Source organism: Cellulophaga sp. 3_MG-2023, assembly GCF_030546975.1.
GTDB lineage: Bacteria > Bacteroidota > Bacteroidia > Flavobacteriales > Flavobacteriaceae > Cellulophaga.
The window spans coordinates 416233-432494 of record NZ_JAUOPS010000001.1; the positions used below are offsets into that span (position 1 = coordinate 416233).

11 protein-coding genes are annotated in these 16262 nt (G+C 29.0%); 6 read left to right on the forward strand and 5 right to left on the reverse strand.

What is annotated here, in order from left to right; genetic code table 11:
• Window positions 1–29 precede the first annotated feature (29 nt).
• The 5 genes from Q4487_RS01660 to Q4487_RS01680 form a co-directional block, all read right to left on the reverse strand.
• Window positions 30–1286 (reverse strand): dihydroorotase family protein, encoded by a 1257-nt coding sequence (locus Q4487_RS01660; RefSeq protein WP_303542662.1) that lies wholly within the window; start codon window positions 1284–1286, stop codon window positions 30–32.
• Window positions 1283–3202, reverse strand: a complete 1920-nt coding sequence (locus tag Q4487_RS01665) for a BatA domain-containing protein (protein ID WP_303542664.1) — start codon at window positions 3200–3202, stop codon at window positions 1283–1285. Before Q4487_RS01665 ends, Q4487_RS01660 begins: the two co-directional genes overlap by 4 nt.
• Before the next feature lie 53 nt (window positions 3203–3255).
• Window positions 3256–4263: a glycosyltransferase family 2 protein gene (locus tag Q4487_RS01670; RefSeq protein WP_303542666.1), complete on the reverse strand. Its 1008-nt coding sequence runs from the start codon at window positions 4261–4263 to the stop codon at window positions 3256–3258.
• Window positions 4264–4267: 4 nt separating this feature from the next.
• Window positions 4268–4954: an SGNH/GDSL hydrolase family protein gene (locus Q4487_RS01675; RefSeq protein ID WP_100896140.1), complete on the reverse strand. Its 687-nt coding sequence runs from the start codon at window positions 4952–4954 to the stop codon at window positions 4268–4270.
• Window positions 4955–5072: 118 nt separating this feature from the next.
• Complete coding sequence (locus Q4487_RS01680) at window positions 5073–5516, reverse strand: hypothetical protein (protein WP_100896139.1); 444 nt, start codon at window positions 5514–5516, stop codon at window positions 5073–5075.
• A 311-nt stretch (window positions 5517–5827) separates the two neighbouring features.
• On the opposite strand from Q4487_RS01680, the gene Q4487_RS01685 reads away from it, so the two are divergent.
• The 6 genes from Q4487_RS01685 to ilvB all read left to right on the forward strand — a co-directional run bounded on the left by Q4487_RS01685 (window position 5828) and on the right by ilvB (window position 16225).
• Window positions 5828–6556, forward strand: a complete 729-nt coding sequence (locus tag Q4487_RS01685; protein WP_303571872.1) for a hypothetical protein — start codon at window positions 5828–5830, stop codon at window positions 6554–6556.
• The gene (locus Q4487_RS01690) at window positions 6557–9325 is read left to right on the forward strand and encodes a TonB-dependent receptor (RefSeq protein ID WP_303542672.1); all 2769 of its coding nucleotides are present in this window, start codon (window positions 6557–6559) and stop codon (window positions 9323–9325) included.
• A gap of 6 nt (window positions 9326–9331) precedes the next feature.
• Window positions 9332–10555 carry a DUF4249 domain-containing protein gene (locus Q4487_RS01695; protein ID WP_303542674.1) on the forward strand — a complete coding sequence of 408 codons (1224 nt, stop codon included), beginning with the start codon at window positions 9332–9334 and terminating at the stop codon, window positions 10553–10555.
• Between the two features lie 10 nt (window positions 10556–10565).
• Window positions 10566–12329 (forward strand): hypothetical protein, encoded by a 1764-nt coding sequence (locus Q4487_RS01700; RefSeq protein ID WP_303542676.1) that lies wholly within the window; start codon window positions 10566–10568, stop codon window positions 12327–12329.
• A gap of 405 nt (window positions 12330–12734) precedes the next feature.
• On the forward strand, window positions 12735–14411 hold the full coding sequence (gene ilvD / locus Q4487_RS01705; RefSeq protein WP_303542678.1) for a dihydroxy-acid dehydratase: 1677 nt from the start codon (window positions 12735–12737) through the stop codon (window positions 14409–14411).
• An 80-nt stretch (window positions 14412–14491) separates the two neighbouring features.
• The gene (gene ilvB / locus Q4487_RS01710) at window positions 14492–16225 is read left to right on the forward strand and encodes a biosynthetic-type acetolactate synthase large subunit (protein WP_303542680.1); all 1734 of its coding nucleotides are present in this window, start codon (window positions 14492–14494) and stop codon (window positions 16223–16225) included.
• The last annotated feature ends 37 nt before the right edge of the window (window positions 16226–16262 follow it).

Consider the following 16262-nt stretch of genomic DNA (forward strand, 5'->3'; position numbering starts at 1 on the left):
TAGTCTATTAATTAACGCACCTAAACAAATTATAGTATTTCTGCTACATATTTATTTAAAACACCAAAAACTTGTCCTTTTAGTTTTTCTTCAAAAAACATACAGTTTTTAGCTCTACTATTAGATGTTTGTTTGTTAATGTAGTGTAATGTGTCATTATCAAACAAGGTAAAACAAGCAGTATTACCTTCTTTTATTTTTGGAGTTTGTAAGCCATAACGCTCTCTACCTTTAGTTAAAATTTCTATAGTAGTTTCCGTATCAAAAATAGTATTTAATATACCAAATGATGATTCTAGACCTATGGTACCATAAGCAGCATTATCAAATTCAACTTTTTTCTGTTCTATATCTAAAGGGTTATGGTCTGTAGTTACAAAATCTATGGTTCCGTTTTTAACACCTTCTATAAGCGCAGTAATATCTTCTTTTGTTCTTAACGGAGGTAATACTTTATAAGTAGTGTCAAATTCTGTTAGTTTATCATCAGTGTACAGTAGGTTATATAAAGCAACGCTACAGCTTACGTCTAATCCTTTTTTCTTTGCTTCTCTTATTAGTTTTACAGAGCCTGCAGTAGAAATGGTTGGTATGTGTAATTTGCCACCTGTGTATTCTAAAATAAATAAATCTCTGGCAACTTGTAATTCTTCAGCTAAAGCAGGTATACCTTTTAAGCCAAGACTTGTAGATACATCACCTTCATTAACAATTCCTTTTCCAGCAATTTTGCAATCTAAAGGGAAAGAGTAAATTAAGCCATCAAAATTTTGAGCATATTGCAACGCTATTTTTAGTAGGTTAGAGTTGCTAGTCGGTTTCTTATAGTCTGAAAAGCCAACTGCACCAGCATTTTTCATATCATACAATTCCGCTAAATCTATTGCTTCACTATTTACAGTTAAAGCACCTAGCGGATGTAAATTGGTTACTTCTTCTTTGGCTTTATCTTTAATAAAAGCAAGTGTAGCGCTAGTGTATGGTATTGGGTTTGTATTTGTATTAAGTATAATATCTGTAAAACCACCTTTAACTGCAGTTTTTAGTCCGTTCTCTATTGTTTCTCTTTCTTCAAAACCAGGCTCACCAAAAGATACACTAGTATCTAACCAACCAATAGAAATACATAGGTTTTTTTTAGATACAATTACGGCATCTTCTGTAGGTGTTACAGCATCAGAAATTTTTGTAATAACACCATTTTGTACTAAAATATCTTTAGTTTTTAAATGTAAATCTTTGTTAGATTTATCAAAAATTTTGGCAGATTTTATTAATATATTCATTTAAAATATTTTTGAATAAGAACTTCTAGTATTAAGAAAAACAACGCAAAAATAACAAACCATTTCCAAAGCTCATTTACCTTTTGGTTATTTTCTAAATTGGTTAATAGTTGACTAATACTAGTACTTTGTTTGATATTTGCAATACTATTAATGTCTGTATATATAAGTTTACTTTCTTCTCTATTATAATTAAAACTTAGTGATCCTAATTCTGACTCTCCTTTTTTTATGGTATAAATACCAGCATTTTGCGGAGTGTTAGAAAAAGTTAATGTGGTTTTATTTGTAAAAGATTGTTGTTGCGGAATAAATTCGTTTTTATCTTTTGTAATTTTTAAAACAAGATCTTTATTAACTTTAGTTTCTACGTCTACAGTTGTGGCTTTACCAAGTGTTGTGTATAGTTTTGGAATTTTAAAACTTGTGTAACCCATATTATATAGTGTAGGAACAATTAGCGGAGAACCTTTAAAATTAGAGTTTTCTTTTGATAAGCTACTTGTAAAAAAGTAAAAGCCATTTGCACCCATTAAAAAAGGAGAATTATCTTGGTAACTTAAAAGACTAGGAGCAGAACTGTTAGTAATAAAAGAACTGTTTACCGTTGGATATTGAAAATTAGTGACTCTTTTTTGAAATACATTTGTATATAATGGATGAGAAAAATTGATACCAGTTACCTTACGTTCTATATTGATTAAACCTTTTAGTTTGGTTGAAAAATAGTTAGATAACAATGCATTGTAACTATTAATGTCTAATTTTAAAGAAGGGATAACAACCAACGAACCTCCGTTTTTAGTAAATGAAGTTAATGCATTTTTTAAAGATTCTGGTATTGCCTTAAGCTCATTTAATATAATTAAATTTTGAGTAGGAATTAGACTGTAGTTTAATTGGTTTATAGTGGTTGTATTGGTTTTAAACTCATCATTAGTAAATATCTTATTTAAAAAGGTGTTATCAGTGTTAGAAATAGCTAACACTTTTATTTTATCTCTTTTATTAATGTTAAAGTAAAAATTGTTGTCATACATTAAACCTGTATCTGTTAGCTCTATTTTGCCCTTAATACCAACGTCTTTTGGTAATGTAAAGTTAACTTTAGCTTCTTTGCTATTATTAAATAAGGCAGATGTTTTTGCAATTAAAGTATCATTATTATACAACGCAACAGCAGTGTTCTCTGCATTAGTATTAGCTTTAAGGTTAGCTGTTAGTTCTAAATTTGTAGCGTCTGTATTAGAAACATACAAACTATCAATACTAATATTTGTAAAGTTCTCAGTATTTTGCTTTACAAAGTATATATTAGTTTGTAAGCTGTCTATAGTATAAGCTTCATTTTTTTGCTGAAAATCAGAAATAACTATAATATCCTTTACACTACTATTATATTTGCTAAATAAGGTATTTGCTTTTAAAATAACATCTTTTATCTGTAGTTGATTACTACTATAATCTAATGAAAGTAGATTATTTTGAATATCTTTTAAAACAACATTTTTATACGTATTAGTATTAGTAAAAAGACTAAACTCTTTTTCTTTGGCGTTACTCTTTATAAGTTCTTGTACGGCATTTTGTAAAAGGGTAGTACCATTATTTAGCGCTTGCATACTAAAAGAGTTGTCTAAATAAATAACAGTTTCTCTCTTTTTAAAAACATCTTTTTTAGCAAAATATGGTTGTGCAAATGCAATTATTAATGCGGTATATAAAAAAAGTCTAGCAGCTAAAAGAAGCCATTTTTTTAGATTACGAGCTTTTTTAGATTGTGTTTTTACCTTTTGAAGCAAAGCAACATTGGTAAAAGGCGTTTTTTTAAATCTACGGAGTTGAAAAAGATGAATAAATAATGGAACCAATAGTAAAAATAAAGCCCAAAGAAGTTCCGGATATTTAAACTGCATTCCTTAATTTAATTTTTCAAATATAATGAAATTGAACCAAAGGAAATAGCACATTAGCAAAAGAAAAAATAATCTTTTACAGCTTTAAGGTTTAATGTATTAAGATGACTTTTAATAGTTAATTGCTCTTTTTGGTTAGCAACTGTAATTATTATTTGTAGATCTTTAACATTGTTTATAGCTAAAAAATGTTTTAATTTTTGATTATATATGTCTTTGCCTATTTTTTGTTGGTTGTTACATACCCAGAGAAAAGGAATATTTTTTTCTATTAGTTTTTTAGCAATCTCTTTTCCTTTTTTACCAGCTCCCCAAATTACAAGTGTATTTGTTTGTAGATATTCTATCTCTAAAAAATAATTAAGTTTTAACTCTAAAAAGTAGTTTTGCGCATAATGTTCACTAGTCCTAGATGTTCTTGTTGAGTAGTCTCTCCATTTATGTAAAATAGTATTACACGGAATACATTCTATTTTGTGTTTGTAAAATCTAAAGGCTAAGTCATAATCTTCTGGGTAGGTGTTAGGCTCAAAACCACCCACTGCATCAAAATCAGATTTATGTACCATCCAACAAGGAGACGGTATCACACATTCTTTATATATTTCTGAGTAGTTATCACCAGTTGTAGTTAATTGGTTTAACCACTCTTCATACTTTTTATAACCATCATTTACACCATTTTTTGCAAAATATTTTACTTTTCCTACAGCAATATGCTTGGTGCCATTTTTTAAGAGCGAAGAAAGCATTATTTCAATCTTATTAGGCAACATTATGTCATCAGAATCCATTCTGGTTATATAAGTACCGTTAGATAATTTATAGGCTAATTGTAGAGCTTTAATTATACCTTGCCCATTATTTAGTGTTGTTTTAATTCTGCTATCTTTTTTAGCATAATTTTCTAAAATTGAAGCGCTACTATCTGTAGAATGATCATTAATAGCCAGTATTTCCCAGTTGGTATAGGTTTGTGATATTATAGAGTTAATACATTCATCTAAAAAAGCTTCAACATTTTTAAAGGGTATTAATATACTAACTAAAGGGGTTGGCATTTTATTATTTCTTTAATGCTTTAGCAATTGCTTCTTTTGCTAAAGGAGCCATAAGTTGGTATCCTTTTTTGTTAGGATGAACACCGTCTCCAGAATGCTCTTTTCTAAGTCCATTTTCTTTAGTAGCCATAGCAGAAAAATAATCTAAGTAGATAAAATTATTATCAGTTGCATATGATTTTAACATCGCATTTAACTTAGGTATTTTAGTATTTGGGTTTTTATTTGGAGCCCAAGGATAATCAAAAGCTGGTAGTGTTGACGAAATTATAACCTTAATATTGTTTTTGGTAGCAAGTTCTGCCATACTTTTAATATTATCGGTAATTTCATTTAAAGTAGTTGGCCCAGTATTACCAGCAATATCATTTGTGCCAGCTAAAATTACAACAACCTTAGGGTTAAGGTTAATAACATCTTGTCTAAAACGTAATAACATTTGCGGAGTTGTTTGTCCGCTTATACCTCTGTTAATGTAATTTTTATTTTCAAAAAAACTAGGCATTGCATTGCTCCAGCCTTCTGTTATAGAATTGCCCATAAAAACAACTCTATTTTCATTAGATGTAGGAGCCTTTAGTTCTGTGTTTGCTTTTTTATATTTATTTAGGTTAGCCCAGTCTTGTGCTTGTGAGTTGCATGACATAAAAAAACATAGAATTAAAATACGAAATGTTATTACTTTTTTCATTTTTTATTGAGGTTAAAGTACCAAGATAATAAAAAATGAAAAAGTAATAGTAATTTAATAAAAGTAATAGGGTGTAGGTAGGCCTAAAAATTATTAAATTACTTAGTAAAGTACGTTTCTATATTTTTTTAATATTAGCGTTTAGCCCTTCTACAATGCCAAGAATATTATTAATAGTCTCTGTAAAATGATGTTTAATTAAATCGTTGGGGATTCGGATAGTCGTAAAACCGTTTTTAAAAGAATGCATAGCCTCTTCTAAGTCGTTAATTGCTTGCTCGTGAGTAAGCATATTATATTCGGTATCTATTTCTATATTTAATTTAACTCTAGAAATAGCAATATCTATAGATTTTTTACCATCCCACCATTCTAACATAGGTGTTAATCCTCTGCTTTTAAGTCCATAATATAATTGTATGGCCTCTATGGGTGTATTATTTTTTAAGATGAGTCTGTTTAATCTCACTTGATGCTTTGCACACAACTCTACTCCAAATGCGTCTATTGCATTTTTATGGTCAATATAGCTAAGCTCTTTCTTACATTCTAAACAAGTCATTAATAGTAGGTTTAATAAGGTTTGGGGTTATTATAACCGTACTTTTTTAGGTTTATTATTTACGTTTCGATGAAATACACACTTGCATTTACTTTTTAGATGAAATGCACACTTTTAGGATAATAATTGATATTTATATGTTCCTGAGAATTATAAATATTAAACTGTTAGATTGTTAAAAATTTATGAATATTTGTTAAAATTTTATTAATTCTTGTTAGAAAATATATATTTGAGATAAAAAGTAACCTTACCAAACCTCTGTCTCTAGAATGAACCACAAATGCATAATGATCATAGTATGTATTACTATGTTTTATATTTCTCCTTTTTCTTATGGTCAATTAAAGCTTGAAAATGATTTTGTAGGATCCAATGTTGACCTATATAGTTGGTTTGACAAAGAAATTGGATTAGAAAAAACAGTTATTTATAACGGTTTTTTAGATGATGGAGATGGTTATTTTGAAAAAAATAGATCATTTGAAAATACAAATAGATATTATAAACAATTTGAATTTTTTAATGGAAGTATAGTATATGATAAGCAGTTATTTAATAATGTAAAAATTAAATATGATGTTTTTGAAGATGAATTACTAATTAATTTAAAAAACAGTAATAATAACTTAATAACTATTCAGCCAATAAATAATAAGGTAGATAGTTTTATGTTGAATTCTCAATACTTTGTAAATATAGATAACTTGACTGTTGAGCAGGGGAGTTATAATGGATATGTGGAATTATTATTGAATAATGAGAATTTTCAATTTTACAAAAAACATATAAAAAGTAGAATAGAAAAAAGATCTAATAACAAGTTATTATATCAGTTCTCAGATAGGAATTATAACTTATTACATTATAATAAGAGTCTAATAAAAATAAAAAAAATTAGAAATCTAAGTAAAATTTTTCCAGAGTATAAATCTGTCATTAGAAAATATTCAGTGAATTACAAAAGCAATGACTCTAATATTATAGATTTATTAAAAAAAATAAATTTATTAATGAATAAAAAAACTAAAGCGTTATAAATGAAAAAATATATAATTTTATTTTTAATATTATTCTTTAGTTTTACAATTTACTCTCAGCAAAAAGAAACTTTGATAACTATTCAATTTAAAGATTCTCCTATTAAAGACGTTTTAAGTAAAATTGAAAACAGTTATAACTTTAACTTTTATTTTTCTAATAACTGGTTTAGCAATGGTAAAGTTTCTGGTATTTATAAAGATGAGAAATTAACAACCATTTTAGAAGACATTTTTAAAAATACAGATTTAAATTATTTTGTTGATAAAACAAATGTTTATGTTTTACAGAATAGAATAGTATATAATGAGTTACCTAAAATTTTTTCTGCTCCAGTAAATGATACAACTAGTACTAAAGAGAAAAAAAATAATACTATTACTCCTGTTTTTTACAATAAAAAAAGTAATGATTTAGGTAATAGTTTTATTGAAACTCTTAGGATTGGTAAGTCTACTATAAATGATACTAAAAGTACTTTTATATTAAGTGGTTACATAAAACAACATTTAAATAATGAACCCATTCCTAATGTGACTATATATGTAAAGAATAGAAATTTAGGGGTATCTACAAACAATAATGGTTTTTACGAAATTAAGTTGCCAAAAGGAGAAAACTTAATAGAAGTGAGTTCTATAGGTGTAAAAGCACAAGTAAAAAGAGTCTTTTTATTTAATAATGGACAGTTAAATTTTAGCTTAAAAGAAGATATAGAACAATTAGATGAAATTATAGTAGATGGCGCACAAGATGTTAATGTAGAAGAAACCTTAATGGGGACTTCAGAAATAGATTCAGAAGAGTCTAAAAACATACCACTGGTTTTAGGAGAAAGAAATATACTAAAAGTAGCAACTACATTACCAGGTATTACCACTGCAGGTGAAGGAGCTACAGGCTTTAATGTAAGAGGAGGTAAAACAGATCAGAATTTAATACTTTTAGATGATGCTGTTATTTATAACCCATCTCATTTTTTTGGTATTTTTCAGGCTTTAAATCCCTTTACAACAAAGAGTTTAAAAGTTTATAAAGGTAGTATTCCTTCAGAATTTGGAGGACGCTTATCATCAGTCTTTGATATAAAATCTAAAGATGGTAATGTAGATAATTTTGCAGGCGAGGCATCTATAGGGCCAATTACAAATAATATAGCATTAGAACTTCCTATTGTTAAAGGTAAATCGTCATTAATGGTTGGTGGTAGATCTACTTATTCAGACTGGGTTCTTAAATCATTAGACGATGATGATTTAAAAAAGAGTAAGGCAAATTTTTATGATGTAATAGCAAAGTATAATCATAAAATTAATGATAAAAATGATATAAGAGCTACAGCATACTATAGTAAAGATGTTTTTAGTATAACTTCAGATTCTTTATACAGTTATAATAATGCAGTTTTTTCGCTAAGTTGGGACAATCAATTAAGCGATAAAAACGTAGGGAATTTATCTCTTTTTAATACTCATTACGGATTTAACATAGATTATGATGGGGATACAAATACTGACTTTGCTTTTGATTACGGAATAGTAGAAACAGGTTTTAAATACAAAATAACTTATTTATATAATAGCAAGCATAAAATTAACTATGGAATAACTAGTAAGTTATATAATGTTACCCCAGGTAATAAAGAGCCTTTAGGAGATGAGTCTGATGTACAAAAAATTAACTTGGATAAAGAAAAAGGACTAGAATCAGCTCTTTTCTTATCAGATGACTTTGAATTTAATGATAAATTGATGTTTAATTTGGGAGTTAGATATTCAACCTTTACAACTTTAGGAGAAAATACAACAAGAGTTTATAAAGAAGGAGAACCTAAAAATGATGAAACAGTAGAAGAGATATTAAACTTTGATAAAAATGAAGAAGTAAAAACTTATGGAGGGTTAGAAGCTAGAGTAGCTGCTAGATATTTACTAAAAGATAATTTATCTATTAAGGCTAGTTATAATAAAATGTATCAATACATACACACTTTATCTAATAATACTACGGGTTCTCCTATTGATACTTGGAAACTATCAGACTATAACATTAAACCTCAAAAAGCAGAACAGTTTGCTTTAGGAATATATAAAAATATAGCAGGTAACGACTATGAAATAAGTTTAGAAGGGTACTATAAATTGTCTAATAATGTGCCAGATTTTAAAACAGGAGCACAGTTAACTTTAAATGAAAATATTGAAACTGAAATTTTGCAAGGTAAAGGAAAAGCATATGGAGTAGAATTTTTAGTGCGTAAAAATGCAGGAGATGTAAATGGGTGGTTAAGTTACACATATTCTAAATCTTTTTTAAAGTTAAACAGTGAGTTTTCCGAAGAGCAAGTTAATAATGGCGATTATTTCCCTTCAAATTATGACAAACCACATAATTTAAATTTGGTTTCTAATTTTAAAATAACCCGTAGGTTTAGCTTCTCAGGTAATTTTACATATCAAACAGGAAGACCAGTAACATACCCTATAGGTAATTTTACATATCAAGGATCAGATTATCCAATTTATAGCGACAGAAATAAGTTTAGAATACCAGATTATTATAGGTTAGATTTAAGTTTTAATGTAGAAGGTAATCATAAACTTAAAAAGTTAGGACATAGTTTTTGGAACATATCTATATACAATGTACTAGGAAGAAATAATCCTTATTCGGTTTATTTTGTAACAGAGAACAATGAAGTTAAGGCTTATAAAAGCTCTATTTTTTCTATTCCAATTCCTACCATAACCTATAATATTAAATTTTAACTGCAAATGATAAAAAACATTATAAAACATTATAAATATTTGTTCGTTTTTTTACTAGCTACCTTTTTATTAGCAGGTTGTATAGAGGAGTTTTCTCCAGTAACCAAAGACTATGACAGCATATTAGTTGTAGAAGCTGTTTTAACAGACGAGTACAAGTATCAGAAAATAAAATTAAGTAGAACTTTTAAATTTGAAGAGGACGGAGCTAAAAGCGAAGAAGGAGCTACTGTTACTATTTTAGATGATTTAAATAATGAATATAGTTTTAGTGAGCTAGAGTCAGGAGAATATGTGTCTGATATGGCTTTTAAAGCAGAAAATATAGCTTATGTATTACATATAAAAACAGCTAAAGGTAAAGAATATAAATCTACTCCTAGCTTTTTAAGTACAGGTAGTGGTATAGATAAAGTATCTGTTAAAAAAACAACTAACTCTAATTTAGAAGAAGGTGTTTCTATAATGGTAGATGTTAATGAAGCTTCAGGAGAAGTAAAGTATTACAGATATGAGTATGAAGAGACACATAAAATTATAGCACCTTGGTTTAGAAAGAGAAAAGCTGTTATTGTTTCAGAAGAACCACCTCAAATAAAAATTGAATATTTTAATGATGAAACGGGCAAAGTTTGTTTTAGTACTAAAAAGTCTAATTCTTTAATTATAGGGTCTACAGAGGAGTTAAGTGCAGGACAATTAGTTAATTTTCCCGTAAGGTTTATAGATAGAAATGATTACAAAATTTTGAACAGGTATACCGTATTAGTTAAACAATATATTATATCTAGAGAAGCGCATACTTTTTACCAAACTCTAGAGAATTTTTCTAGTTCGGAGGGTTTGTTTTCTCAAATACAACCAGGTTTGTTAAAGGGTAATATAGAGAGTATAAATGATGAAAATGAAAAAGTCGTTGGTTTTTTTGAAGTTTCATCTGTTTCTTCCAAAAGAATATTTTTTGAGTATAAAGATATTTTTACAGATAAATCTTCTACAGCTAAGTACCCTTATTCTTGTTCATTTATAGCACCTGCAGATGCAAGGAAAGTAATAGAAATTCTTAAAAATAATAGCTACACATGGGTAACAGATGAGCCAGAGCCTTGTACTAATGAGTTTTGCCCTTATGGTGACATAGAAAATGGTCCCAATGTTTATGTAAAAGTAGAATGTGGAGATTGTACCGTTTTTAGTAGTAGTATAGTTCCTGATTTTTGGGAAGATTAAAATCTAGTTAATGAAAAAAATATATCAAATTTTTATTTTGTGTTTTTTTATTCAATTTTCTAATCATTTAAACGGTCAGGATAATAATATAAAACACGTAACCTCCAAAGCTTTAAAGGAACAGGTTTATATACACTATAATTCTAATTTGTTATTTGTAGGTGAGTATATACATTACACTATGTATTGTACCTATTTAAAAAATCAAGAACCAAGTAGTATTAGTAAAATTGGTTATGTAGCACTAGTAGGAAAAGGTAATAAGGTTATTGTTCGTCAAAAAGTTAGGCTTGTTGATGGTTTAGGAAGAGGAGATTTTTTTATACCCGTTTCTGTACCTACTGGAAACTATAAAATTATAGGGTATACCAATTGGATGAAAAATAATAAAAGCACATCTTTTTTTGAAGGAGATATAGCTCTCATAAATCCTTATCAAAATAAACAAAATATAGATTTTGTTGCAGAGGAAAATTTAGTAAGTAATAATCCAGGTGTAGTTAATAATATCTCCAGTAATAATAGTATTGATGTTAAATTATCAAAAAAAGTTTACAAGCAAAGATCAAAGGTAAATGTATCGTTATTTCCAACACAAATACATACTAACGGTAATTACTCTGTGTCTGTTTATAAGAAAAACTCAATAATATTAAACAAAAGTGACTTTTTAAATAATTACAAAGATTTTAAAACTGAAGAAGCTAATTATATAGACTTAGTAAAAGAGAATAATATTTCATTACCGGAGTTACGTGGAGAGCTAATAAAAGGAGCTATAAAAACAACTGATACTTCTTTACCAATTCAAAATATATCTGTTTCTATTTCTATTCCTAGTAGTAATGGATACTTTTTAAAATTTTCAAAAACAAATAATAAAGGGGAGTTTGAATTTATTTTGGATAAAGAATATGATGCAGCTAATGCTATTATTCAAGTTATTAGTAAAAACGCTGAAGATTACAAGTTAACAATGTTACCACATGCAGGAGTAGATTTGTCAAACTTAATATATAAAAAACCAAGAATACCATATTCGGCTAATCAATTAATATTAAATCGAAGTATTCACAACCAAATAGAGAATGCTTATTTTGAATTAAAACCAGATTCAATTTTAATTCATAAAAATAGCGAGCCTTTTACAATGGATAATAAGATTGTTTATAGACTAGATGATTACACTCGTTTTAAAACAGTAAAAGAAACATTAATAGAAGTGATAGACAATGTTTGGTCTAAAAAAATAAATAATGATAAATATGTTTTTCAAGTAAGGATGGAAAATAAAGCTTATGATTATTTTGAATTACCTGAAATAAAGGCTCTTGTTCTTGTAGATGGTGTAGTAATACAGGATCATACAATTATGATGGATTACGACGCTAGAAAAATAGAGAGTATTAGTCTTTTAAAAAGAAAATATGTTTATGGAGAAGAAGTCTATCAAGGAATAATTGAAATTTTCACTAAAAAAAGAGATTTCAAATTATCTAATCCTAACTCTGGTATTTTAAATCATAACTTATTCAAACCTACACAAGAAATAATTTATTACAAACCTAAATATGAAAAAAATGATATTAATAAGCATATTCCAGATTTTAGATATCAATTATTATGGGATCCAAATATTACTTTTAAAGATTTGAAAGCTAAAGAAATAGAGTTCTATACATCAGATGTAAAAGGAAGTTTTACGCTAACTTTAAAAGGATTTACAGATAATGGTAAAGAAGTATCAGTAGAAAAGGATTTTATAGTTGAATAATTTTTTCAAAAATAGTGCATATTTATAAAAATAATATCTAATATTGTTATTAGAATGAAAAACAACGTAATTATTATCGTATTAGTCATTATTATCTCTCTCTGGGGGTGATACGGTCTTATATTGATTTTAAGAAAAGCCTGTGTCATATAAAATTGACACAGGCTTTTTTTTGTTTTAAACTATAAGTGCTTTTTAAAATAACTATCAATTTATACAAATAAAAATAGCTGAATGTGATACAAAATAAGGTTTTAATATGTTGATTATAAGTGAATTAAATAAATATACAGTAGGTTGAATTTATACTAAAAAACATTGTTAAAAAAATGAAGAAAGTGAAAGAATTATATTTGAATAGTAAATTATATTCAAAAAAGTCAAAGAATTACAAGATATAACCAAATGGAGTTAAATAAGTATAGTAAGAACGTAACACAAGATCCAACACAACCAGCAGCACAAGCTATGTTGTACGGGATAGGCTTTAAAGATGAAGACTTTAGTAAACCAATTGTGGGTATTGCAAGTACTGGTTATGAAGGTAACCCGTGTAATATGCATTTAAATGACTTAGCTAAAGAGGTAAAAGAAGGTGTTAATACAAACGAATCTGTTGGTTTAATTTTTAATACAATTGGTGTTAGTGATGGTATATCTATGGGAACTCCTGGTATGCGCTTCTCTTTACCATCTAGAGATATTATAGCAGACTCTATGGAGACTGTTGTACAAGGTATGTCTTATGACGGTTTAGTTACCGTTGTTGGTTGTGATAAAAATATGCCTGGTGCTTTAATGGCAATGATACGTTTAAATAGACCATCTATTTTAGTTTATGGAGGTACTATTGCCTCTGGTTGTCATAACGATAGAAAGTTAGATATTGTTTCTGCTTTTGAGGCTTGGGGAGAAAAGGTTGCAGGTACAATGCAGCAAGAAGAGTTTGGTTGTATTATTAAAAAAGCTATTCCTGGTGCTGGCGCTTGTGGCGGAATGTACACAGCAAATACAATGGCATCTGCAATAGAAGCTTTAGGAATGTCTTTACCTTATAATTCTTCTAATCCTGCAACAGGTAAAGAAAAAAAACAAGAGTGTATAGATGCCGGTAAACAAATGTTTTACTTGCTAAAAGAGGATATTAAACCGTTAGATATAGTTACTAGAAAATCGTTAGAAAACGCTATTCGTTTGGTAACAATTATGGGAGGATCTACAAATGCTGTATTGCATTTTTTAGCTATTGCAAGAGCAGCAGATATAGACTTTACTCTTCAAGATTTTCAAAAAATTAGTGACACTACACCTTTTATCGCAGATCTAAAACCTAGTGGTAAATATTTAATGGAAGATGTACACCGTATTGGTGGTATACCAGCTGTATTAAAATACTTATTAGAAAACGGATTATTACACGGAGATTGCTTAACTGTTACAGGTAAAACGCTAGCAGAAAACTTAGAAAATGTACCAAGTTTAATAGAAGGTCAAGATGTTATTCGTCCTCTAGAAAATCCAATAAAAGCAACTGGTCACTTACGTATGTTATATGGTAATTTGGCAGAAAATGGTTCTGTAGCAAAAATTACAGGCAAAGAAGGTTTACTATTTAAAGGTACAGCAAAGGTTTTTAATAGTGAGTATGATGCTAATGATGGTATTAGAGACGGAAAAGTTAAAAAAGGAGATGTAGTCGTCATTAGGTATGAAGGTCCAAAAGGCGGGCCAGGAATGCCAGAAATGCTTAAACCTACAGCAGCTATTATGGGTGCTGGTCTTGGTAAAGACGTAGCTTTAATTACAGATGGTCGTTTTTCTGGTGGTACGCACGGTTTTGTAGTTGGTCATATTGCGCCAGAAGCTCAAGACGGTGGTACAATTGCACTTGTTAAAGATGGTGATGTAATTACTATAGACGCAGAAACAAATGCTATTAATGTAGACATAACTTCAGAAGAATTAGCAAAGCGTAAAGCTGCTTGGGTAGCACCAGAATTAAAATTTAAAAAAGGTGTATTGTATAAATATTCACGTTCAGTATCATCTGCTGCACAGGGTTGTGTAACTGATGAATTTTAACTAAAAAATAAAATAAAAAAAGTACCATTGTTCGGTTTTTAAAAACTTAACAATAGCACTTTTACTTTAACTCTTTGAAGATGGAAACAGTAAAAGAAAAAAAGACGACATCAAAAAACAAAAAGACCATAAAAATAAGTGGAGCAGAGGCAATTATACATTGTCTATTAGCTGAAGGTGTAGATTTAATTTATGGTTATCCTGGCGGTGCAATTATGCCCGTTTATGATGAATTATACAAATTTCAAGATAAATTAACGCACATTTTAACGCGTCACGAGCAAGGAGCTACACATGCTGCGCAAGGATATGCAAGAGTTTCTGGTAAAGTAGGTGTTGCTATGGCAACTTCTGGTCCTGGAGCAACAAACTTAGTTACAGGTTTAGCAGATGCTCAAATAGATTCTACTCCAATGGTTTGTATTACAGGCCAAGTTCCAAGACATTTATTAGGCACAGATGCTTTTCAAGAAACAGATATTATTGGTATCTCTACTCCGGTTACAAAGTGGAATTATCAAGTTACAAAAGCAGAAGAAATCCCAGAGATATTAGCTAAAGCATTTTACATTGCTAGATCTGGGAGACCAGGTCCTGTATTAGTAGATATTACAAAAAATGCTCAGTTTGAAGAGTTTGATTTTAGTTATGAAGCTTGTGTTGGTGTTCGTAGTTACAATCCGTTTCCTAAAATAGATATAGCAAAGGTTGAGGCTGCTGCTGCACTAATTAACTCTGCTAAAAAGCCATTAATAGTATTTGGACAAGGTGTTATTTTGGGTAAAGCAGAAAAAGAACTTAAAGCTGTAATAGAAAAAACAGGTGTACCTGCTGCTTGGACAATTTTAGGCGTTGCTGCTTTAGATAGCGAACATCCTTTAAATGTTGGTATGGTTGGTATGCATGGTAATTATGCGCCAAATGTTTTAACTAATGAGTGTGATGTTTTAATTGCTATAGGTATGCGTTTTGATGATCGTGTAACTGGTAATTTAGATAGTTACGCTAAACAGGCTAAAATTATACACTTTGATATAGATCCTGCAGAAATAAACAAAAACGTTCCTACAGATGTAGCTGTATTGGGTAATGCTAAAGATAGTTTAGAGGCATTACTTCCTCTTTTAAATGATAACAAACATACTAATTGGCACAATAAGTTTAAAGACATGTATCAAGTAGAGTATGATACAGTTATAAAAAAAGATATTAAGCCAACTAAAGAGAAGCTCACAATGGGCGAGGTTATAGAACAGGTAAATCTTGCTTCCCAAAACAGTGCTGTTATAGTTAGTGATGTTGGTCAACACCAAATGATAGCCTGTAGATATGCAAAATTTAACCAAACAAAAAGTAATATTACATCTGGTGGTTTAGGTACAATGGGCTTTGCTTTACCTGCAGCTATAGGAGCTAAAATGGGTGCTATGGATAGGGAAGTAGTTGCCGTTATTGGTGATGGCGGTTATCAAATGACAATACAAGAACTTGGTGTTATTTTTCAGCATAACGTGCCTGTTAAAATTATTGTTTTAAATAACGATCATTTAGGTATGGTACGCCAATGGCAAGAGTTATTTTTTGACAAAAGATATGCATCTACTGTAATGGTAAATCCAGATTTTGTAAAAATTGCAGAAGGCTATCATATTAAATCTAAACGTGTTAGTGAGCGTAGTGAGTTAAAATCTACTATAGAAGAAATGTTAGCATCTAAAGATCCATATTTTTTAGAAGTTAAGGTAGAGAAAGAGGATAATGTATTTCCTATGATTCCTTCGGGAGCTTCAGTATCAGACGTTAGATTAAAATAAGTTTAATTAAAAAAATTCCAAAATAACTTTTTATTAA